Here is a 20752-nt window from a genome sequence, read left to right on the forward strand (position 1 = left end):
ACGGGCCGACGGGCTTACGCCTTCTTGTCGTCCTTGACTTCGGTGAACTCGGCGTCCACCACGTCATCGGCCGGCTTGCTCGCCCCGGCCCCGGCACTCCCGGCACCGGCATTGGCACCTGCGCCGGCCTGTGCCGCTGCGGCAATGAGCGCCTGACTTGCCTCTTCCAGGGCGCGCGCCTTGGCCTCGATCTGGGCCTTGTCGTCGCCCTTGATCGCCACTTCCAGCTCGGCAATCGCCGCTTCGGCACGACCGATGGCCTCACCCGGCAGCTTGTCGCCATTTTCCTTGATGGTGGTGCGGGTGGCATGGATCAGGGCATCGGCCTGATTGCGTGCCTGCACCAGCTCATGGAAGCGACGGTCTTCCTCGCGGTGCGCCTCGGCATCGGCCACCATCCGCTGGATTTCTTCCTCGGACAGACCCGAGCCGGCCTTGATCTCGATCTTCTGCTCCTTGCCGGTCTTCTTGTCCTTGGCGGTGACATGGACGATACCGTTGGCGTCGATGTCGAAGGTCACCTCGATCTGCGGAACACCACGCGGTGCCGGCTCGATGCCGGTCAGGTCGAACTTGGCCAGCGACTTGTTGTAGCGGGCCTGCTCGCGTTCACCCTGCAACACATGCACGGTGACTGCCGACTGGTTGTCCTCGGCCGTGGAGAACACCTGCGAGGCCTTGGTCGGGATGGTGGTGTTCTTTTCGATAATCTTGGTGAACACGCCACCCAAGGTCTCGATCCCCAGGCTCAGCGGGGTCACGTCGAGCAGCAGCACGTCCTTGACGTCGCCCGCCAGCACACCGCCCTGGATCGCGGCACCGATGGCCACGGCCTCGTCCGGGTTGACGTCCTTGCGCGGCTCCTTGCCGAAGAACTCGGCCACCGCCTGCTGCACCTTGGGCATGCGGGTCTGGCCACCGACCAGGATCACCTCGCTGATGTCGGCCGGCGTCAGACCGGCATCCTTCAGCGCGATCCGGCACGGTTCGATGGTCTTCTTGATCAGATCATCGACCAGCGCTTCCAGCTTGGCGCGGGTGAGCTTGATGTTGAGGTGCTTGGGGCCGGAGGCGTCCGCCGTGATGTACGGCAGGTTGACGTCGGTCTGCTGGTTGGACGACAGCTCGATCTTGGCACGCTCGGCGGCGTCCTTCAGGCGCTGCAGGGCCAGCGGATCCTTGCGCAGGTCCACGCCATCGCTCTTCTGGAACTCCTCGATGAGGTAGTCGATGATGCGCTTGTCGAAGTCCTCACCGCCCAGGAAGGTGTCGCCGTTGGTGGCCAGCACTTCAAACTGCTTTTCGCCATCGACGTTGGCGATTTCGATGATCGACACGTCGAAGGTGCCGCCACCCAGGTCATACACCGCCACCTTGCGGTCTTTGTTGTCGCCCTTGTCCAAGCCATAGGCCAGGGCCGCCGCGGTCGGCTCGTTGATGATGCGCTTGACCTCAAGCCCGGCGATGCGGCCGGCGTCCTTGGTGGCCTGGCGCTGGCTGTCGTTGAAGTAGGCCGGCACCGTGATCACCGCTTCGGTGACCGGCTCACCGAGGAAGGCCTCAGCGGTCTTCTTCATCTTTTCCAGCACCTTCGCAGAAATTTCCTGCGGCGCCAGCTTGCGACCATCGGCAAGTGCCACCCAGGCATCGCCGTTGTCGTGCTGGACGATGGAGTACGGCACCACGTTGATGTCCTTCTGCACCTCAGGATCGGTGAACTTGCGACCGATCAGGCGCTTGACTGCATAGAAGGTGTTCTTGGGATTGGTGATCGCCTGCCGCTTGGCCGGCGCACCCACCAGCACCTCGCCGTCCTTGGTCCAGGCGACGATGGAGGGTGTGGTGCGATCGCCTTCGCTGTTTTCGATGACCCGCGGTTTGCCGCCTTCCATGATGGCGACACAGGAATTGGTGGTACCCAGGTCGATGCCGATGATCTTGCCCATGCTGATGTCCTCGCTGTATTTGCTTGTCTGATTGATGTGGGCGCGCTGCGCCGATGCTTGCTATCTGGGGGCGGCGCTGCCCGGTTCAAGGGGCGCGCCTTCTGCCTCAGTCGTGCCGGGCCACGACCACCAGCGCCGGCCGCAGCAGCCGGCCATTGAGCCGGTACCCTTTCTGGTAAACCTTGATGACGTGGCCAGGCGGCACGCCCTCGGCGTCGTCCTGACTGATGGCCTGATGCTGCTCGGGGTCGAACGGCTGGCCGCTCGGATCCAGCACTTCCATGCCGTTGTCGGCGGCCACCTTGAGCAGCTGCTTGTACGTCAGCTCCAGGCCCTGGCGCACCGCTCCGGCGTCGGCCCCGGCAGCCGCAAGGCCTGCGTCCAGACTGTCGAACACGGGCAGCAGATCGCTCAGCAGACGCTCGTTGGCGAACTTGCGGGCCTGTTCGATGTCGCGGGCCAGCCGCTTACGTTGGTTGTCGAGGTCAGCCTGCTCACGCAGTGACTGCGCCTTGAGCTGCTCCAGCTCGGCGCGCAGCGCCTCGACCTGCGCCTGCAGCGCATTGTCCGGAGTCGCCGCCCCGGGGGCGGATTGGTTCACTTCCTGCGTCGTCTCGTTGCTCATGTCCGTGTTGGGTGACGCGGCCGGATGCCGCACTGAACCCTTGCAATGGGGGCTCAAGGTTCCGGATTCAAGGCAGCCCCCAACACGGCGGCGGTCGCCTCCACGACCGGGATCACCCGCTCATAGGCCATCCGGGTCGGCCCGATCACCCCGAGCACGCCCAGAACACGGCCATCGCGACCATACGGCGCAGTCACCAGCGACATCCCCTCCAGCGGCGCCAGCCCGGTTTCCTCGCCGATGAACACCCGCAGCCCCGGGGCCCGGGCGGTCTGTTCGAGCAGCTGCAGCAACTTGCGCTTCTCGGCAAACGCTTCAAACAGCGCCCGCAGCCGGTCCAGGTCATCCAGCTCCTGCAGGCCCAGCAGACGGGCCTGCCCGGCCACCAGCATGTCTGCATCCTGCCCGGGCGCGGTGGCCTGTTCCCCCAGATCCAGGGCATCCGCCAGCAGCGCCTGCATCTGCCGACGCGCCTGCCGGAGTTCCTGCAGCAACCTGGCGCGCATCACCGCCAGCGGCTGGCCGGCGAAATGGGCATTGAGGTAGTTGGCCGCCTGCTCCAGCTCGGAGGCGGAAAACGCACGCCGAACCTGCACCACACGGTTTTGCACTTCGCCATCAGCAAACACCAGAATCGCCAGCACCCGCTGCGTATCCAGCGCCACGAAATCAATCTGCCGGAAAGCGAAGCTCTCCCGTCTGGGGACGCTCACCATCCCGGCGAAATGGGTCATCGCTGACAGTAACTCCGAGGTCTTGCCCAGCAGCGCCTGGGTCGTGGCCCCGGCGGGCAGGGTCTGCCGTAGCCGCTCCACTTCCTCGGCTGACAGCGGTTTGACCTGCAGCAGGGAATCCACGAACAGGCGGTAGCCCTGCGCCGTGGGCACACGACCTGCCGAACTGTGCGGTGCGGCCAGCAAGCCGGCATCCTCCAGCGAAGCCAGAATGTTGCGGATGCTGGCGGGGCTCAGATCAAGCCCGGCATGCCGCGCCAGGGTCTGCGAGCCCACCGGCTCGCCACTGCGGATGTAGCGCGCCACCAGCGTCCGCAGCAGCTGGCGGGCGCGTGGGTCTTGACGGATGTCCTGGGGTTTCTTGCGACGCATGTTGTGGTTGTAAGGGCCAGCCGCGCAGGTTGCAACTGCTGACGTGCCGCAGCGGCGCAGGCACAATGCCGGGCCATGCTGCTGCGCCTTTCCATCCGTGATTTCGCCGTGGTCGCCGAAGCCGAGCTGGACTTCGGCCCAGGCCTGACCGTGATCTCCGGCGAGACCGGCGCCGGCAAATCCCTGCTGGTGGACGCCTTGGGCTTTCTGTCCGGAGCGCGCGGGGATGCCAGCGCGGTGCGCCACGGCGCCCAGCGTGCCGAGCTGGCCGCTGAATTCAGCCTGGACGACTGCCCGGCGGCCGCCGCCTGGCTGGCCGAACAGGACCTGGACGAAGACGGCAGCTGCCAGCTGCGCCGCACCCTGCGCGCCGATGGTGGCTCCAAGGCCTGGATCAACGGTCGCAGCGTCACCCTGAGCCAGCTGGCCGAGCTTGCTGGCCTGCTGGTGGAAATCCACGGCCAGCATGCCCAGCAGGCATTGCTGGCGCGGCCGCACCAGACCCGGCTGCTGGACGAGGTGGCCCGCCACCCGGACCTGCTGGCCGCCACCGCCGACAGCGCCCGCCGCTGGAAAGCCCTGCAACAGGAACGCGACGCCCTGCTCGCCCGCGGTGACGTCAGCGAGCGCCAAGCCTGGCTGCAACACCAGCTGGACGAACTGGACGCCCAGCCGCTGGATCCGGCCACACTGGCGGAACTGGACGCCAGCCACCGTCGCCATGCCCATGCCGCCGGCCTGATCGCCGCCTGCGACGCCGCGCTGGACACCCTGGGTGGCGAAGATGCGGTGACCGCCCGGCTGCTGCGGCTGCGCGCCAGCCTGCACCGGGAAAGCGCGCACGAGGCGCGTCTGCTGGAGGTTGAGGCGATGCTGGAATCGGCCTGTATCCAGCTCGATGAGGCCCAGGCCTTGCTGCAGCGCATTCGTGACGATCTCGACCTCGACCCGGAGGCTCTGGCGGCACTGGAACGCCGGCTCAGCCGCATTCACGATCTGGCGCGCAAGCACCGGGTCCCCGTCGAACGTCTGGCCGCACACCGCGATGCCCTGGCGGCCGAACTGGACTCGCTGGCCGATGCCGACTTGCGGCTGCAGCGGCTGGACCGCGACATCGCCGCGGCGCTGGCCGACTGGCAAGCCGCAGCCGCCGCGCTGTCCGCCTCGCGCCGCCGCGCCGGCGATGCACTGGCCGACGCGATCACCGACCTGATGGGCGCATTGGGCATGCAGGGCGGCCGCTTTGAGGTGGCACTGGAGCCCAACGCCACCGGGACGCCCGACCCGCTGGGGAGCGAGCGCGTGGAGTTTCTGGTCTCCGCCAACCCCGGCCAACCGCTGCGACCGCTGCGCAAGGTCGCCTCGGGCGGCGAACTGTCGCGCATCTCGCTGGCCATCGAAGTGGCCACCCAGGGCCAGGATGCCGCCGCCACCCTGGTGTTCGACGAAGTCGATGCCGGCATCGGTGGTGCGGTAGCCGCCGCAGTCGGCGCCAAACTGCGTGCATTGGGCGCCACCCGGCAGGTGCTATGCGTGACCCACCAGCCGCAGGTCGCCGCCGCCGGCCACGCCCAGTACCGGGTCAGCAAGGCAGCGCAGGACGGCATCACCCGATCCTCGGTGCAGGCGCTGGATGCCGCTGGCCGGGTCGAGGAAATCGCCCGCATGGTGGGTGGTGCCGACATCAGCCCGGAAGCCCGCGCTGCCGCGAAGAAGCTGCTGGAGTCGTTCCGCTGAACTCTCCCGGCAGCACGCGCTGGCGCGATGGCGCATATCAACGCAGCGTCTGGGCCTGCACCGCGCCAGAACCAGCCGACACCTGCAGGGCGCATGGCTGCGCTTGTCCTAGAATCGGGCAATGCTGAAGATCGACACCCATGCCCATTACCTGCCGCGCGACTGGCCGGATCTCACGAGCAAGTACAGCGACAACCGTTTTCCGGTGATCCACCACGGCGACGACGGCCGCCACCGCATTTACAAGGACGGCAAGTTCTTCCGCGAGATCCGGCCCAACACCTGGGACCCACAGATCCGGATCGAGGAATACGCAAGCCTCGGGGTGCAGGTGCAGGTGCTGTCCACGGTGCCCGTCATGTTCAGCTACTGGGCCAAAGCGCATCAGGCGCTGGAGCTGCACCGTGCACTCAACGACCACCTGGCGGACACCTGCCGCACCTACCCGCGGCATTACGCCGGCATCGGCACGGTGCCGCTGCAGTCGCCCGCACTGGCCATCCGCGAACTGGAGCGCTGCATGGACGAGCTGGGGCTGCAAGGCGTGCAGATCGGTTCGCACGTGGGCGAATGGAACCTGGACGCACCGGAGCTGTTCGAGTTTTTCCAGGCCGCCAGCGAGCTGGGGGCGGCCATCCTGATCCACCCCTGGGACATGATGGGGGCTGAGTCGATGCCGAAATACTGGCTGCCTTGGCTGGTCGGCATGCCGGCCGAGCAGGCGCGCGCCGCCTGCTGCCTGATCTTCGGCGGCGTGCTGGAGCGCCTGCCCAAGCTGCGCGTCGCTCTGGCCCACGGCGGCGGCAGTTTCCCCTATACGATCGGCCGCATCGAACATGGGTTCCGGATGCGTCCGGATCTGGTGGCGACCGACAACTTCCGCAACCCGCGCGAGTACCTGGGGCGCCTGTATTACGACTCATGGGTGGCCGATGCGGCCGCGCTGCGTTACCTGCTGGACACCTGCGGGCCGGAGCGGGTGATGCTGGGCACCGACTATCCGTTCCCACTCGGCGAACAGCACCCAGGCAACCTGATCGAGCAACTGCCGCTGGACGAGGCCGCGCGCGCCCGCCTGTACCACGGCACGGCCTTGGAATGGCTCGGCCTGCCGGCCGCCCGCTTCGTCTAGCCCAACGTCTGACCACCTGCCCGCCTGCCACTTTCAGAACTGCCGATGACCGAACTGCTCACCGACGCCCACGCCGCCGCCCTGGATGCCGCCGACCCGCTGCGTGATTTCCGCGCGGAATTCCACCTGCCATTGCACGCTGGCCAGCCGCAGGCGTATTTCGTCGGCAACTCGCTGGGCCTGCAGCCCAAGGGCGCACGCGCCATGGTGGATGAGGTCATGACGGCCTGGGCGCGCGATGCCGTGGAAGGGCATTTCCGGGGCGAGGCGGCGTGGATGCCCTATCACCGGCTGGTGCGCGACGGGCTGGCGCGGTTGGTCGGCGCGCTGCCGTCGGAAGTGGTGGCGATGAACACGCTCACGGTCAATCTGCACCTGCTGCTGGTGAGCTTCTACCGCCCCACCCGCGAGCGCCCGGCGATCCTGCTGGAAGCCGGCAGCTTTCCATCCGACCGCTACGCGCTGGAATCGCAGATCCGCTTTCACGGCTACGATCCCGCCACCGACCTGATCGAAGTGCCGCCCGATGAACCCAACGGCACGGTCTCGATGGCCGCCATCGAGCGAGCCATCGGCGAACACGCCGGGCGGCTGGCGCTGGTGCTCTGGCCTGGTGTGCAGTACCGCACCGGCCAGGCGTTCGACATCGCCGCCATCACCCGGCTGGCACATGCCGCCGGCGCCATTGCCGGTTTCGATCTGGCACATGCGGTCGGCAACGTGCCGCTTGCACTGCACGATGCCAATGCCGATTTTGCCGTGTGGTGCCATTACAAGTACGTCAATGCCGGCCCGGGTGCGGTGGCCGGCGCGTTCGTCCACGCGCGGCACGGCACGACCGATCGGCCACGCTTTGCCGGCTGGTGGGGCAACCGCGAGGACGTGCGTTTCCGCATGGAGCCACAGTTCCAGCCCACCCTTGGGGCGGAAGGCTGGCAGCTGTCCAACCCGCCCATCCTGTCGCTGGCGCCGCTGCGCGCCTCGCTTGCGCTGTTCGACCGCGCCGGCATGTCCGCCCTGCGCCGCAAGTCGGAGCAACTGACCGGCTACCTGGAAGCCCTGATCGACACCGCGCTCAGCGACGTGCTGGAGGTGGTCACTCCACGCGCACCGGACCAACGTGGCTGCCAGCTGTCATTGCGCGTGCGCGGTGGCCGGGCGCGTGGCCGCGCCCTGTTCGAATACCTTGCCAATCACGGTGTGCTCGGAGACTGGCGCGAGCCGGACGTGATCCGCATCGCCCCGGTGCCGCTGTACAACCGCTACGCCGATGTGCTGCGTTTTGCCCGTTGTGTTCAGGAGTGGCGCGATGCCCAGTGAATCCTCCCCTGCCATCACCCTCATCGGCGGCGGCCTGGCCGGCGCCCTGCTGGCCATCCTGCTGGCACAGCGCGGCTGGTCGGTGGATGTCTACGAACGCCGCGGCGACCCGCGCGTGCAAGGCTATGCCGGTGGTCGTTCGATCAATCTGGCGCTGGCCGAACGCGGCCTGCACGCGCTGCGCCAGGCCGGTGCCGATGCCCAGGTGCTGCGCCAGGCGGTGATGATGCGTGGCCGTTTCGTGCATCCGCTGCACGGCACGCCGGGCCTGCAACGGTATGGCCGCGATGATTCCGAGGTGATCTGGTCGATCAACCGCGGCGACCTCAACATCGTCCTGCTCAATCTGGCCGAATCATTCGGTGCCCGCCTGTGGTTCGACCATACCCTGGAGGCGGTGGACTTCAGCCGTCAGCAGGCCGTGTTCCGCCACCACGGCCAGCCCCGTCCCGTTGCGTTCCGCGCCCTGGTCGGCGCCGACGGTGCCGGCTCCACCCTGCGCGCGGAAATGGCCAAGGTGCAGCCGCTGGGCGAACGCACCGACTGGCTGGATCACGGCTACAAGGAACTGGAGATCCCGCCGGGACCGGACGGTGACTTCCAGATGGAGCCCAATGCGCTGCACATCTGGCCGCGCGATCACTACATGTGCATCGCCCTGCCCAACGACGAACGCACCTTCACGGTCACGCTGTTCATGCCGCATGCCGGCGCCCACCCCAGTTTTGCCACCGTGCAGACCGGTGCAGAGGCCGAGGCGCTGTTTCGTGCGCAGTTTCCGGATGCACTGGCGCTGATGCCGACCCTGCGTCAGGACTTCGATGCCCACCCGGTCGGCCAGCTCGGCACACTGCATTTGGATCGCTGGCATCTGGATGGCCAGGCCGTGCTGCTGGGCGATGCCGCCCACGCCATGGTGCCGTTCCACGGGCAAGGCATGAACTGCGCCTTCGAGGATTGCGTGGCACTGGCCGACCACCTGCAACAGACCTCTGACCTGGCCACCGCCTTCGCCGCCTTCGAGGCCGAGCGCAAACCGAATGCCGCCGCCATCCAGAAAATGGCGCTGGACAACTACATCGAGATGCGCGACCGCGTGGACGATGCCGACTACCTGCTGCAGCGCGAACTGGAGCTGGCCCTGCAGGCCCGCCACCCCGGCCGCTTCGTGCCGCACTACACGATGGTCACCTTCATGCGCATCCCGTATGCGCTGGCCCTACAGCGCAGTGAACTCCAACGCACTCTGCTGACCCAGGCCACGCGGGGCCTGACCTCGCTCGATCAGATCGACTGGGCGGCGCTGGACGCGCAAATCGTGCAGCAACTACCACCGCTGGAACCTGCGGCAGGCTGATCCGGCCGTTTAGGCCGTTCTTGCCGGCTTACATGGTCTGGGTCGGCTGATCGCCGCCGAGGGTACCGGCCAGAATGGTTTCGATCTGGGTCCGAACCGCCTCACCTTCCGGGGTGTCCGGAAACTGGACGCCGACCCCGGCGGCGCGATTGCCCTGAGCTCCGGGTGGGGTCACCCAAACCACTTTGCCCGCCACCGGACGCCGCTCGGAAGAGTCCGGCAAGGTCAGCAGCAGAAAGACTTCATCACCCAGGAAGTAGCGCTTGTTGGTCGGCACGAAAATGCCGCCATTGCGGATGAATGGCATGTAGGCGGCGTACAGGCCGGCTTTGTCCTTGAGCGTCAACGTCAGGATGCCCTGCCGCGCTCCACCCGGATTGCTCATCGCGTCCTCATCCGTTCACCTGTCGGGACACCGGCAGCAGACATAGCGGCCGGCACGCCTGCATTGCACCACAAGACCCCGCCGCATGCCAACGGCTCAACGCGTGCTTGCGGCCGGGGCCCAGGGCAACAGTGCGTCCAGAACCACCAGCTCGGCGCGCACCTGCGTCTGCAACAACGCCCGGGCACGGTTGGCGGCCTCGAACCGGCGCGCCAGCTGCAAAACCTGCGCCGGGGCAGCGGTCGCCGCAGCCTGCACCGCCAGCTCGGCCAAGGCATGCAGGCGGGCCTCGGCGCGCCCATCGGCACACCAGCGCTGGGCCACCTCGGCCGGTTGCGCCCGCGCATGCTGCAAGGCCTCGACGGTGCTGGCCACATCCCGCCGCACTTCCAGTCCGTCGCCACTGGCCCAGGCATGCGCCAGCCCCGGGTGGCCGCGCGCGGCAGCGAGCGCCTCCTCGGCCAGCGCCGGGTCATGCCCCTGCTGCACCAGCCAGGCCAGCGCCTCCTCACGCGGCGGCAACCGAACCAGCAAGCGCTGACAACGGCTGCGAATGGTGGCCGGCACCCGCATCGGACTGCTGGCCAACAACCAGAGGTAGCGCCCTGGCTGCGGCTCCTCCAGGGTTTTCAGCAGGGCATTGAAGGCGCTCCAGTTGACCGCATCAGCCGGGTCCACGATCACCACCTGCGCCTGCCCAAGCTGGGCGGTGAGCGAGAGCTTTTCGGTCAGCGCGCGAATCTGTTCGATCACGATCTCGCTGCGTGGCTTGCCGGTCTTGGCATTGGTCTCGTATCCGAGCAGCAGCAGGTCGGGATGGGCGCTGTGACCGAACGGATGCGCCAGTGATCCATCCGGCCGCAGTTCCGGCACCTCCATCTGGGTGCGCGAGGCCAGCAGCGTGCAGCTCTTGCATCGCCCGCAGGGGGCGCCGTCCGGCAGCGGCGACAGACACAACACACGCTGCGCCAGATGCTCGGCGAGCAGACGCTTGCCGATCGCCGGCGGGCCGACGATCAGGGTGGCATGACCGAAATGCCCAGCCGCAAGCGCCTCAGCCACCTGCGCATACACGCGCTGCTGCCACGGGGCCAACGGGGGCAATACCGCACTCACAGGCCGTGCACCCGTCGATATTCAGACAGCGCCGCCAGTGCGGCCGCAGCAACGGTGTCCGGATCGGGCCGCGCATCGATCACCCGAATCCGCTCCGGGTGTTGCGCTGCACGCGCCAGAAAGCCAGCACGGACACGCTGGAAAAACTCGTCGCGCTCGCGCTCGATGCGATCAGGTGACACGCCCCCAAGCAGATCCCGCCCGCGGGTGCGCTCGCGTGCATGCGTGACATCCAGATCGAGCAGCAAGGTCAGGCCGGGCTCGATGCCCACCACCCGCCGCTCCAGCTCGGCAATGAACGCCGTCTCGATACCGCGTGCGGCCCCCTGGTAGGCATAGCTGGAATCGGTAAAGCGATCGCTGATCACCCACGCGCCGCGCGCCAGCGCCGGCTGCACCCGCTGCTGCACATGCTGGGCGCGGGCGGCAAACATCAGCAGCAGTTCGGTATGCGGGTGTACCGGCTCGTCACCGGCCTCCAGCAGCAGCCCCCGGATGCGCTCGGCCAGCGGCGTGCCCCCTGGCTCCCGGGTCGTCACCACCTCGGCCCCTTCGGCCAACAAGGCATCACGCAGCACCCGCACCACCGTGCTCTTGCCCGCGCCCTCACCGCCTTCGATGGTCAGCAGCCGCAGCGGCCGCGCCAGTGCATTGCTCACTGCTTTGTCTCTCCCGGATTGCCCGTCTCACGCTGGGCGCGCAGCCGCTGCAGATAGGTACGCACGGCGGCGTTGTGTTCGTCCAGCGTGCGGCTGAACACATGCCGGCCACTGCCATCGCCGAGGGCGACGAAATACAACGCATCCCCCGGCTCCGGATGGGTGACGGCATGCAGCGCAGCCTTGCCGGGCAGTGCGATCGGCGTCGGCGGCAGGCCTTCGCGGGTATAGGTGTTGTACGGAGTGTCGGTCATCAGATCGATCCGGCGAAGGTTGCCGGCATAACGCGGGCCCATGCCATAGATCACGGTCGGGTCGGTCTGCAGCCGCATCCCGCGCTGCAGGCGACGAATGAACACCCCAGCAATTTTGGCACGCTCTTCGGCAACGCCCGTCTCTTTTTCCACGATCGAAGCCAGGATCAGCGCCTCGGTCGGCGTGCGCAACGGAAGGCCGTCGGCGCGCGTGCGCCAGGCCTCATCCAGCGCACGCTGCATGGCCGCATGCGCACGACGCAGCAGATCGAGATCGGAATCCCCGCGCACCCAGGCGTAGGTTTCCGGCAGGAATCGTCCTTCTGCAGGCTGACCCGGCGCCCCCAGCGCTGCCATCAGCGCAGCCTCGTCCATGCCGGCAGTCTCCTGCCGCAGCAACGGCACCCGCGCCAGGGCCGCGCGCAGATCGCGTACGGTCCAACCTTCAACGATGGTGAACCGGCGCTGCAGCACTTTGCCATCGCGCATCGCCTGCAACAGGGCGCGTGGCGTGATGCCCGGCGGCAATGCATATTCGCCGGCCTGCAAATGTCCGGCCACGCCGGTCAGACGGGCCAACAGCGGCCAGTACCAGGCCGGCCCCGGCTCCACGCCCTGCGCTCGCAGCGCACGCACCACGCCGGTCAGAGTGCCACCGCGCGGCAACACCACGCTGGCATCGGTGCTCATCCCGCGCAATGGGGTGTTGGCAAACCGGGCCAACTGCACCCCCTGCCAGACCAGGGCCATCGCCACCAGCACGCCCAGCAGCGCCAGCCGTGTGCGCATGCGCTTCATGCCACCGCCTCATCAAACATCGGATATGCCCTCGCCAGTGCCGCGTGCAGAGTGGTCAGTGCCGGATGGAACGACCAGTGCCGCTCGCCCAGCGCCGCGACCGGCAGGATACCGCGCACCGCATTGCACAGTGCCAGCGCATCGGCCGATGTCACGTCCTGCAGCGACAGTGCTGCCTGCTTCACCAGCCCAGCCTCCAGCAGCCAGCCACGCAGCACCCCGGCCACACCGCAGCGATCGACCGGAGGCGTCAGCCAGTGCCCGTCGCACAGCACCAGCAGATTGGCCGCAGTGGCGCACACCGGGGTGCCGGTGGCATCGCACAGCAACCCCTCGTCGTAGCCTGCCTGCGCCACTTCGACCCGGGCCAGCACCTGCTCCAGCCGGTTGCAGTGTTTGATGCCGGCCAGCGCCGGCTGGATTGCCATGCGGATCCGACATGGATGCAGGCGCAGCGCCTGCATCCGTGCCGGCAGCGGATGCAGGGTCAATGCCCAGACCGGTACGGCAGCGGCTGGCGGCAGATAGCCGCGCCCACCATCGCCGCGGGTCAGCAGCAGTTTGAGCACGCCGGCCTCCACGCCTGCACTGATAGCGGCAATCTGCGCTTCGATGAACGCCTGTTCCGGCAGCGTCATGCCGAGCCGCTCTGCGCCTTCGCGCAGCCGCGCCAGGTGACGCGACCACAGCGGCACGTCACCGCGATGGATGCGCATGGTTTCAAACAGGCCATCGCCATAGTTGAGGCCACGATTGGCCAGCGACAGCGCCCGCAGGCGCGTATGCCCCTGAAACGACAGCGCCGCCAGCGGTTTCACCATAGCCATGCGCCCCCTCCTGCGCGCTGCCTGCACCGCGTACGCACGTTTGCACCCTGCTGCGGGTACACGCAACCGGCCATCACTCGACCCCCAGCGCGCGCAGCATCCCGCGCGCCTTGGCGCGCGTCTCGTCCAGTTCACGCTGAGGATCGGAATCGATCACGATGCCGGCACCGGTGCGGAACCGCAGCCGCGTGCCTTCCACTTCCGCGCTGCGGATCAGGATGTTGAGATCGAGGTCGCCGCTGTGCCCAAGCCAGCCCATCGCGCCGGTGTAGGCACCACGACCGACACCCTCCAGCTCGGCGATGATCTGCATGCAACGCACCTTCGGACACCCCGTAATGGTGCCGCCGGGAAACACCGCCGCGATCGCCTGCCCAGGCGTCACGCCAGTGCGCAGCACGCCGCGTACGTTGCTGACGATGTGATGCACGTGGGCGTAGCTTTCCACCGTCATCAACTCGTCCACCCGAACGCTGCCGGGGGCACAGACGCGCCCGAGATCGTTGCGCTCAAGATCAAGCAGCATCACGTGCTCGGCGCGTTCCTTGGGATGGCCGACCAGCTCGCGGATACGCGCCGCGTCGTCGTCGCCGGCAAACCGCGGGCGGGTACCGGCAATCGGCCGGGTCTGCGCCACGCCATCGTGCAACGCCAGCAGCCGTTCTGGCGAGGCGCTGACCACGCTGCCCCATGGGCTGCGGAAAATGCCGGCAAACGGCGCCGGGTTGTGGGCACGCAGGCGCGCAAACAGCGCGGCGGGCTGCAATGCCGCCGCAAAGCCGACCTGCCAACCGCGCGACAGGTTGACCTGGAACACGTCGCCCGCCGCCAGGTAATCCAACACCCGCGCCACACCGTCCAAATAACGCTGCGGCGGGTCTTCGTCGATCGCAATCGGCGGCATCCACGCCGGCAGCGGCGGCAACGCACGCGCCTGTTCAGCGTCGTCGGCGATGCGTTGCAGCCACGCCTCCGCACCGACTTCTGCCACGGCCACACAGTCGCCCGTAGTGCGGTCGCGCAGCAGGGCCGCCGGGCAGCGCAGTGCAACCGCGACCGGCAACCCACCCTCTGCCGCTGGCAGCTGCACGACCGGCTCGATCTGGGCCGCCAGCTCATACCCCAGCAGCAGCGCCCAGCCGCCATGAAACGGCAGCGCCGGCGCCGATCCGGCATCGCCTGCAGCACCGCGCGCGTCCTGCCAGCGCGCATCCAGCACGTCGAGAAAGCGGCCATCGATCAGCGCGCCGTCGAGCGCACGCACGCGGCCATCACGGTGCAGCGCGAAGCCCTCGCCAGCGTGCGCCAGCAGCAGGTCATACCGGCCCAACGGCCCACCGCTGCTGGACTCCAGCAGCACGGGGTAACGCACCGGGTCAAGCCGATGCAGGGCCAGTAGGTCGGGCTCGTCAGCCAGGGTAAGACAACGCATCAGCCGTGCCTCCCCTGCCGGCACCGTCGTCCAGGAAACGGCACGAACCGTCAGATCCGCTTGAACACCAGCGTGGCGTTGGTACCGCCGAAGCCAAAGCCATTGGAGACGGCGACATCGATCTTCGCCTCACGGGCAACGTTGGGGACGTAGTCCAGATCGCAGCCTTCGCCCGGCTGCTCCAGGTTGATGGTCGGCGGGATGATGCCGGTTTCCAGGGCTTTCACCGTGTAGATGGCTTCCACGCCACCGGCCGCACCCAGCAGGTGGCCGGTCATCGACTTGGTGGAGCTGACCATGGTCCGGTAGGCATGCTCACCCAACGCACGCTTGATCGCCTGGGTTTCGGCAACATCGCCCAACGGAGTGCTGGTGCCGTGGGCGTTGATGTAGCCGACGTCCTCCGGGTTCACCCCGGCGTCGCGCAACGCCAGCAGCATGCAGCGCGCCGGGCCTTCACCGTTCTCGCTGGGCGCGGTCATGTGGAAGGCATCCGAAGAAGCCCCGAACCCCGCCAGCTCGCAGTAGATGCGGGCACCGCGCGCCTTGGCGTGCTCGTATTCCTCCAGCACCAGGATGCCGGCACCATCGCCCAGCACAAAGCCATCGCGATCGGCGTCCCACGGCCGCGAAGCGCGGGTAGGATCGTCGTTGCGGGTGCTCATCGCCTTCATGGCGCAAAAGCCGCCCATCGAGGTCGGCGAACTGCCGCGCTCGGCACCGCCGGCAAACATCACGTCGGCATCGCCGTACTGGATCATGCGCATAGCCGTACCGATGCTGTGATTGGCGGTGGCGCAGGCGGACACCGCCGAGAAGGTCGGCCCCTTGAGCCCGGTCAGCAGCGAAAGCTGCCCGGGCAGCATGTTGATGATGGTGGACGGGATGTAGAACGGGCTGATCTTGCGCACCCCGCCTTCATGCAGCTTGATGGCGGTTTCCTCGATGCCCCAGATGCCGCCGATACCGGCGCCGATCAGCGCACCGATGCGCTCGGCATTGGCCTCGGTGATCTCAAGCCCGGCGTCCTCTTTGGCCATCAACGCGGCAGCCAGCCCGTAATGGATGAAGTGATCCATCTTCTTGGCGTCCTTCGGGTTCACCCAGCGGGTGACATCGAAGTCGCGGATCTCGCCGGCAATCCGGGTGGGATATGAGGACGCATCGAACCCGGTGACCGGGCCAATGCCGGAGCGGCCATGGATGATGGCGTCCCAGTTGCTGGTCAGGTCGTTGCCCAATGGCGAGACGATGCCCATCCCAGTGACGACCACGCGACGCTTGCCCATCATCCTCATCCTCCTTCAGATCCGGATTGACTCTTCGCAAACACGCGGGGCCGCATGCGCGGCCCCCGCAAGCCGTGGCGGCGGGCGCCTGCGCGCTCCGCTGCACGGCCGCTTGCAGGCGCACTCAGCGCCCGCGTTGGCATCAGCCCTTGACGTGGGCCTTGATGTAGTCGATCGCCTGCTGAACCGTGGTGATCTTTTCAGCGTCCTCGTCCGGGATCTCGCACTCGAACTCTTCCTCGAGCGCCATCACCAGCTCCACGGTATCGAGCGAATCCGCGCCCAGGTCGTCGACGAACGACGCGGTGTTGGTGACGTCCTCTTCCTTGACGCCCAGTTGTTCGACGACGATTTTCTTGACGCGCTCTTCGATGCTGCTCATGTTGCGTTGCTCCTCATGGGGCGGAAATAAGGCCGTAATGGCCTAGTTTAAGGGAAAAACCGGACGCCGCATCCTGCCACAGGGGCGCCCGCGGGGGAATCCGAACCGACAGGCTCAAGCCGTCACGGCATGTACATACCACCGTTGACGTGCAGGGTTTCGCCGGTGATATAGCTTGCCTCCGGGCCGACCAAGAAGGCCACGGCACGGGCGATGTCCTCCGGCGTTCCAAGCCGGCCCAAGGCGATCTGCCCCAGCATCGCTTCCCGGGCGGCTTCCGGCAGCTGGGCAGTCATGTCGGTGGCGATAAACCCAGGCGCGACCACATTGACGGTGATCCCGCGCGAACCGATTTCCTTGGCCAGCGACTTGCTGAAGCCGATGATCCCGGCCTTGGCGGCGGCATAGTTGGCCTGCCCGGCATTGCCGGTGACCCCGATCACCGAGGCGATGTTGACGATCCGCCCCTTGCGCGCCTTCATCATGCCGCGCAACACCGCCTTGCAGGCGCGGTACACCGAGGTCAGGTTGGTATCGAGGATGGCCTGCCAGTCCTCGTCCTTCATGCGCATCAGCAGATTGTCGCGGGTGATGCCGGCGTTGTTGACCAGGATGCTGACCGGGCCGAACTCAGTGGCGATGGCATCCACCAGCGCCTCGATCGCCCCCGGCTCGGTCACGTCCAGCCTGCGCCCATGACCGCCCGCTGCCGCCAGCCGTGCACCGATCGCCTGCGCGCCGGCCTCGCTGGTGGCAGTGCCGATCACGGTGGCGCCCCGAGCGGCCAGCAGATCCGCGATCGCGGCACCGATCCCGCGCGACGCACCGGTGACCAGCGCGATCTCTCCCTGCAACACCCGCTCGCTCATGCCGCCTGCTCCTTCCAGTCTTCGATTGCGCCAGCCAACTCGGCCGGTGTGCCCAGCGCGCGCGCCTCGAGTGATTTGTCGATGCGCTTGATCAGCCCGGTCAGCACCTTGCCTGGGCCGCACTCCGCCACCCGGCGCACTCCGCGCGCCGCCAGTGCCTGCACGCAGGCCGTCCACTGGACCGGTAGATAAAGCTGGCGCACCAAGGCCGCGCGAATATCGTCGAGGCTGTCATGCACCTGCGCGTCCACGTTCTGCACCACCGGCAGCGCCGGCGCATGCCAGTTCAGTCCGGCCATCGCGTCCGCCAACCGGTTGGCGGCCTCGCGCATGAGCGGGGTGTGCGAGGGCACGCTGACGGCCAGCTTGACCGCCTTGCGTACGCCCTGTGCCTGCAACAGCGCCAGCGCCTTGTCCACGGCTTCGGCATCACCACCGATGACGATCTGGCCCGGCGAGTTGTAGTTGGCGGGCACCACCACCTGGTGATCGGACGCTTGCCGGCAGATGGCTTCGACCAGCGCGTCACCGGCACCCAGCACGGCCGCCATGGCACCGGTGCCGGCAGGCGCGGCGTCCTGCATCAACTGGCCGCGGATACGCACCAGGTGCGCGCCATCCTGCAGCGACAGCGCACCGGCGGCGACCAGCGCGGTGTATTCGCCCAGACTGTGCCCGGCCAGCATCACCGGCTGTGGCCCCGCTTCAGCCTGCCACACCCGCCACACCGCAATGCCGGCTGCCAGCAACGCCGGCTGGGTGTATTCGGTGCGATTGAGCATTTCTTCCGGGCCGCCTTGCGAGAGCGCCCAGAGATCGACGCCGGCACCCTCGGAGGCCTCCTCGAAGGTGGCCTTGACGACGGGATGCAGCTCGGCCAGTTCGGCCAGCATGCCAACCGACTGTGAACCCTGACCGGGAAAAACCAGCGCCAATGGAGCGTGGGACATGGCAGTTGCGTTCATGCGTTGGGAATCGGGCTGCCGAGCGTCGGCGGCAACGGGTCGGGCATGATACGGGCAATCGCGCCGAACCGTCTGTACCTGGGCGTATGTGGGCGGCTTAGTAGCGCAGCAACGCCGAGCCCCAGGTGAAGCCGCCACCGAACGCTTCCAGCAGCAGCAACTGGCCACGCTGGATGCGGCCAGAACGCACCGCCTCGTCGAGCGCCAGCGGCACCGAGCCGGAGGACGTGTTGCCGTGGCGATCGACGGTGACCACCACCCGATCCATCGGCATCTCCAGACGCTTGGCCGTGGCCTCGATGATGCGCAGGTTGGCCTGATGCGGCACCAGCCAGTCGATCGCGTGGCGATCCAGACCATTGGCCATGAGCGCCTCGTCCACCACCGCATCCAGTGCCTTGACCGCGTGCTTGAACACTTCGTTGCCGGTCATCAGCACCCGCACCCCAGCCCGCGGTTCGTCCGGACGGAACCCGGCGGACACGCCGACCGGATTCCACAGCAGCTCTTTCTTGCTGCCGTCGGCGTGCATGTGGGTACTGAGAATGCCGGTCTCTTCGTCGGCCTTGAGCACCACCGCACCAGCGCCGTCGCCAAACAGCACACAGGTGCCGCGGTCGGACCAGTCCAACATGCGGGTCAGGGTTTCAGCGCCCACCACCAGCGCCGTCTTGACCGTGCCGGTACGGATGAACTTGTCAGCAATCGACAGGGCATAGATGAAGCCCGAGCAGGCCGCATTGACATCGAATGCCGGACAGCCGGCAATGCCAAGCTTCTGCTGCAGCAGGCATGCCGAAGAGGGGAAGATCAGATCGGGCGTGGTGGTCCCCAGCACGATCAGCTCCACCTCATCGGCGCTGACACCAGCCGCCTCCAGCGCCCGGGTCGCTGCCTGCAAGGCCAGATCCGAGGTGGTCTCGCCATCGGCCGCCACGTGCCGCTCGCGGATGCCAGTGCGCGCGGTGATCCACTCGTCACTGGTCTCCACCATCTGCGCAAGATCGTGGTTGGTCAGCACTTTTTCCGGCAGATAGCTGCCGGTACCGGCGATGCGGGCGTAGATGCGTGGTGCGTTCTGAGTCATTCGTCAGGCTCGTGGCAACAGTCAAAAAGCAAAACGCCTTGGATCAGACCCAAGGCTCCTCCAGCTCGAAAGCCGGCACGCAAAGCCAAGCGCGCAAGCGACTGGTTTTGCGAACGTCGCGTCTGGTCAAGCGCCGGACCGGCGTCGACTGGCCCCTTTCGGGGTGGGCGTGCGCAGACGTTGCCAAGAGTAGCCGATCCCTCCCCCGCGCACACGCGACAGGCGCATAAACGCGATCGGCCACGCCAGAGGCGCAGCCGATCACGAAAGCACAGACAGCGGCCTGGGCGGCCGACGGATCACTCTTCGTCGACGATCCGGGTCTTGGGCGCGATGACCTGCTTGCCGCGATAGAAGCCATCGGCAGTGACGTGGTGACGCAGATGCGTCTCGCCGCTGGTCGGATCGGTGGACAGCTGCTTGGCAGACAGGGCGTCATGCGCGCGACGCATGCCGCGACGGGACGGGGTAACGCGGGACTTCTGGACGGCCATGGGACTACTCCAAGGAAAACCTGAAACGATTGCGTGGGGATGCGTAACTCTGCGGACAGGGATTATCGCATCATTTTTTCTTCAACCCGGCCAACACCGCGAACGGATTGGCTTGGGCGCGCTCTTCGGCGGTCGGCGCGAACTCCCGCTCCACCACCTCGGCATCGGGCGCCACCGGCACCACCGGCAACGCCAGGATCAACTCGTCCTCCACCAGATCAGCCAGACACAGCTGACCATCGGCGGGCACCAACAGAGGCTCGTAGCCTTCCGCCAGCGCAGCCTCATCGGCCTCGTCGCGGATCAGCCCGAGCCGCTGCACCAGCCGCACCGGCTGCAGGAACCGCCGCAGGCTGCGCTGGCATTCCAGCGGCAACTGCGCATGCACCTGCAACTCGACGAACGGCTGCCGCATCGCATCGGTGCCGAAGCTCAGCGTGAAGCTGACCTCGCCATCGGTGTCAACCAGACTGCCGCGCAGACGCGCCAGGGCCGCAAGCGGGATGCGTCCCTCGAACTGACGACGCGACGCCACCATGCGCCAGGCATCCACGACGTCCGGAATGCGGCCGGCCAACGGGTTGGACATAAGGGTCTGCATGCTACGGATCAGCCGCCTGCCTGTCAAATCGCTGTATGAGTCCACCACCTTTGGCACTCGGGTTGGTGCTGGAGCAGGAAGTGTAGCGGGGGTCGCTGGCCGAGGGCGTGGTGGGGGCGCTCGGCGTTGTAGAAGACGAGCCAGTTGGCCAGCTGCTGGTTGAACGCATCCAGGTCGGTAAAGAGCAGGTCTTCGTGGTAGTCCACGAAGGACTCCTGCACGGTTCGATTGAAGCGTTCGACATGCGCGTTCATCTTGGGTGTCTTGGGATACGTGTACCAGCGCTGGATCCCCTGCGTGGCGAGCGCCTTGGAGAAGTCGGCCTCGAACTCGGAGCCGTTATCGGAGAGCACCCGCTTGGGCACTTGGGG

21 protein-coding genes are annotated in these 20752 nt (G+C 67.2%); 4 read left to right on the top strand and 17 right to left on the bottom strand.

Annotation, left to right across the window (positions count from 1 at the left end):
- Positions 1-14: 14 nt before the first annotated feature.
- From dnaK to hrcA, 3 genes are all read right to left on the bottom strand, one after another.
- Positions 15-1946 carry a molecular chaperone DnaK gene (dnaK, locus tag BUA29_RS07820; RefSeq protein WP_072756051.1) on the bottom strand — a complete coding sequence of 644 codons (1932 nt, stop codon included), beginning with the start codon at positions 1944-1946 and terminating at the stop codon, positions 15-17.
- 106 nt (positions 1947-2052) lie between these two features.
- Positions 2053-2571, bottom strand: a complete 519-nt coding sequence (gene grpE / locus BUA29_RS07825; protein ID WP_072756052.1) for a nucleotide exchange factor GrpE — start codon at positions 2569-2571, stop codon at positions 2053-2055.
- A 53-nt stretch (positions 2572-2624) separates the two neighbouring features.
- On the bottom strand, positions 2625-3677 hold the full coding sequence (gene hrcA, locus BUA29_RS07830; RefSeq protein ID WP_072756053.1) for a heat-inducible transcriptional repressor HrcA: 1053 nt from the start codon (positions 3675-3677) through the stop codon (positions 2625-2627).
- A 75-nt stretch (positions 3678-3752) separates the two neighbouring features.
- Here hrcA and recN point away from each other — a divergent pair, with 75 nt between their 5' ends.
- From recN to BUA29_RS07850, 4 genes are all read left to right on the top strand, one after another.
- Entirely contained in the window at positions 3753-5414 is a 1662-nt protein-coding gene (gene recN / locus BUA29_RS07835) for a DNA repair protein RecN (protein ID WP_072756054.1), read from the top strand.
- Between the two features lie 121 nt (positions 5415-5535).
- Positions 5536-6546, top strand: coding sequence for an amidohydrolase family protein (locus BUA29_RS07840; protein WP_072756055.1), 1011 nt, complete (start codon positions 5536-5538; stop codon positions 6544-6546).
- Positions 6547-6591: 45 nt separating this feature from the next.
- Positions 6592-7866, top strand: a complete 1275-nt coding sequence (gene kynU / locus BUA29_RS07845) for a kynureninase (protein ID WP_072756056.1) — start codon at positions 6592-6594, stop codon at positions 7864-7866.
- Positions 7856-9223 carry an FAD-dependent oxidoreductase gene (locus BUA29_RS07850; RefSeq protein ID WP_072756057.1) on the top strand — a complete coding sequence of 456 codons (1368 nt, stop codon included), beginning with the start codon at positions 7856-7858 and terminating at the stop codon, positions 9221-9223. Before kynU ends, BUA29_RS07850 begins: the two co-directional genes overlap by 11 nt.
- Positions 9224-9251: 28 nt before the next feature.
- On the opposite strand, the gene BUA29_RS07855 is transcribed toward BUA29_RS07850, so the two are convergent.
- The 14 genes from BUA29_RS07855 to BUA29_RS07920 form a co-directional block, all read right to left on the bottom strand.
- Positions 9252-9608, bottom strand: a complete 357-nt coding sequence (locus tag BUA29_RS07855; RefSeq protein ID WP_072756058.1) for a PilZ domain-containing protein — start codon at positions 9606-9608, stop codon at positions 9252-9254.
- A 96-nt stretch (positions 9609-9704) separates the two neighbouring features.
- The gene (locus BUA29_RS07860) at positions 9705-10712 is read right to left on the bottom strand and encodes a DNA polymerase III subunit delta' (protein WP_072756067.1); all 1008 of its coding nucleotides are present in this window, start codon (positions 10710-10712) and stop codon (positions 9705-9707) included.
- Between the two features lie 8 nt (positions 10713-10720).
- On the bottom strand, positions 10721-11383 hold the full coding sequence (gene tmk / locus BUA29_RS07865; protein ID WP_072756059.1) for a dTMP kinase: 663 nt from the start codon (positions 11381-11383) through the stop codon (positions 10721-10723).
- Positions 11380-12435, bottom strand: coding sequence for an endolytic transglycosylase MltG (gene mltG, locus BUA29_RS07870; protein WP_072756060.1), 1056 nt, complete (start codon positions 12433-12435; stop codon positions 11380-11382). The genes tmk and mltG overlap by 4 nt, the downstream gene beginning before the upstream one ends.
- Positions 12432-13262 (bottom strand): aminodeoxychorismate lyase, encoded by an 831-nt coding sequence (pabC, locus tag BUA29_RS07875; protein ID WP_084602409.1) that lies wholly within the window; start codon positions 13260-13262, stop codon positions 12432-12434. The genes mltG and pabC overlap by 4 nt, the downstream gene beginning before the upstream one ends.
- A 73-nt stretch (positions 13263-13335) precedes the next feature.
- The gene (locus tag BUA29_RS07880) at positions 13336-14694 is read right to left on the bottom strand and encodes an aminodeoxychorismate synthase component I (protein WP_072756062.1); all 1359 of its coding nucleotides are present in this window, start codon (positions 14692-14694) and stop codon (positions 13336-13338) included.
- Between the two features lie 50 nt (positions 14695-14744).
- Positions 14745-15983, bottom strand: a complete 1239-nt coding sequence (gene fabF / locus BUA29_RS07885; RefSeq protein WP_072756068.1) for a beta-ketoacyl-ACP synthase II — start codon at positions 15981-15983, stop codon at positions 14745-14747.
- A gap of 142 nt (positions 15984-16125) precedes the next feature.
- On the bottom strand, positions 16126-16365 hold the full coding sequence (gene acpP, locus BUA29_RS07890) for an acyl carrier protein (protein WP_072756063.1): 240 nt from the start codon (positions 16363-16365) through the stop codon (positions 16126-16128).
- Between the two features lie 122 nt (positions 16366-16487).
- Complete coding sequence (fabG, locus tag BUA29_RS07895) at positions 16488-17234, bottom strand: 3-oxoacyl-ACP reductase FabG (RefSeq protein ID WP_072756064.1); 747 nt, start codon at positions 17232-17234, stop codon at positions 16488-16490.
- Entirely contained in the window at positions 17231-18184 is a 954-nt protein-coding gene (fabD, locus tag BUA29_RS07900) for an ACP S-malonyltransferase (RefSeq protein WP_072756069.1), read from the bottom strand. The genes fabG and fabD overlap by 4 nt, the downstream gene beginning before the upstream one ends.
- 112 nt (positions 18185-18296) lie before the next feature.
- The gene (locus tag BUA29_RS07905) at positions 18297-19286 is read right to left on the bottom strand and encodes a beta-ketoacyl-ACP synthase III (protein WP_072756065.1); all 990 of its coding nucleotides are present in this window, start codon (positions 19284-19286) and stop codon (positions 18297-18299) included.
- A gap of 299 nt (positions 19287-19585) precedes the next feature.
- Complete coding sequence (rpmF, locus tag BUA29_RS07910) at positions 19586-19780, bottom strand: 50S ribosomal protein L32 (RefSeq protein WP_072756066.1); 195 nt, start codon at positions 19778-19780, stop codon at positions 19586-19588.
- Positions 19781-19850: 70 nt separating this feature from the next.
- Positions 19851-20357 (bottom strand): YceD family protein, encoded by a 507-nt coding sequence (locus BUA29_RS07915; protein WP_072756070.1) that lies wholly within the window; start codon positions 20355-20357, stop codon positions 19851-19853.
- Between the two features lie 47 nt (positions 20358-20404).
- Positions 20405-20752, bottom strand: a 348-nt coding sequence (locus tag BUA29_RS07920; protein WP_143148852.1) for an integrase core domain-containing protein, incomplete at its 5' end; no start/stop codon positions are given.

Origin of the sequence: Thermomonas hydrothermalis, assembly GCF_900129205.1 — a bacterium.
Taxonomy (GTDB): domain Bacteria; phylum Pseudomonadota; class Gammaproteobacteria; order Xanthomonadales; family Xanthomonadaceae; genus Thermomonas; species Thermomonas hydrothermalis.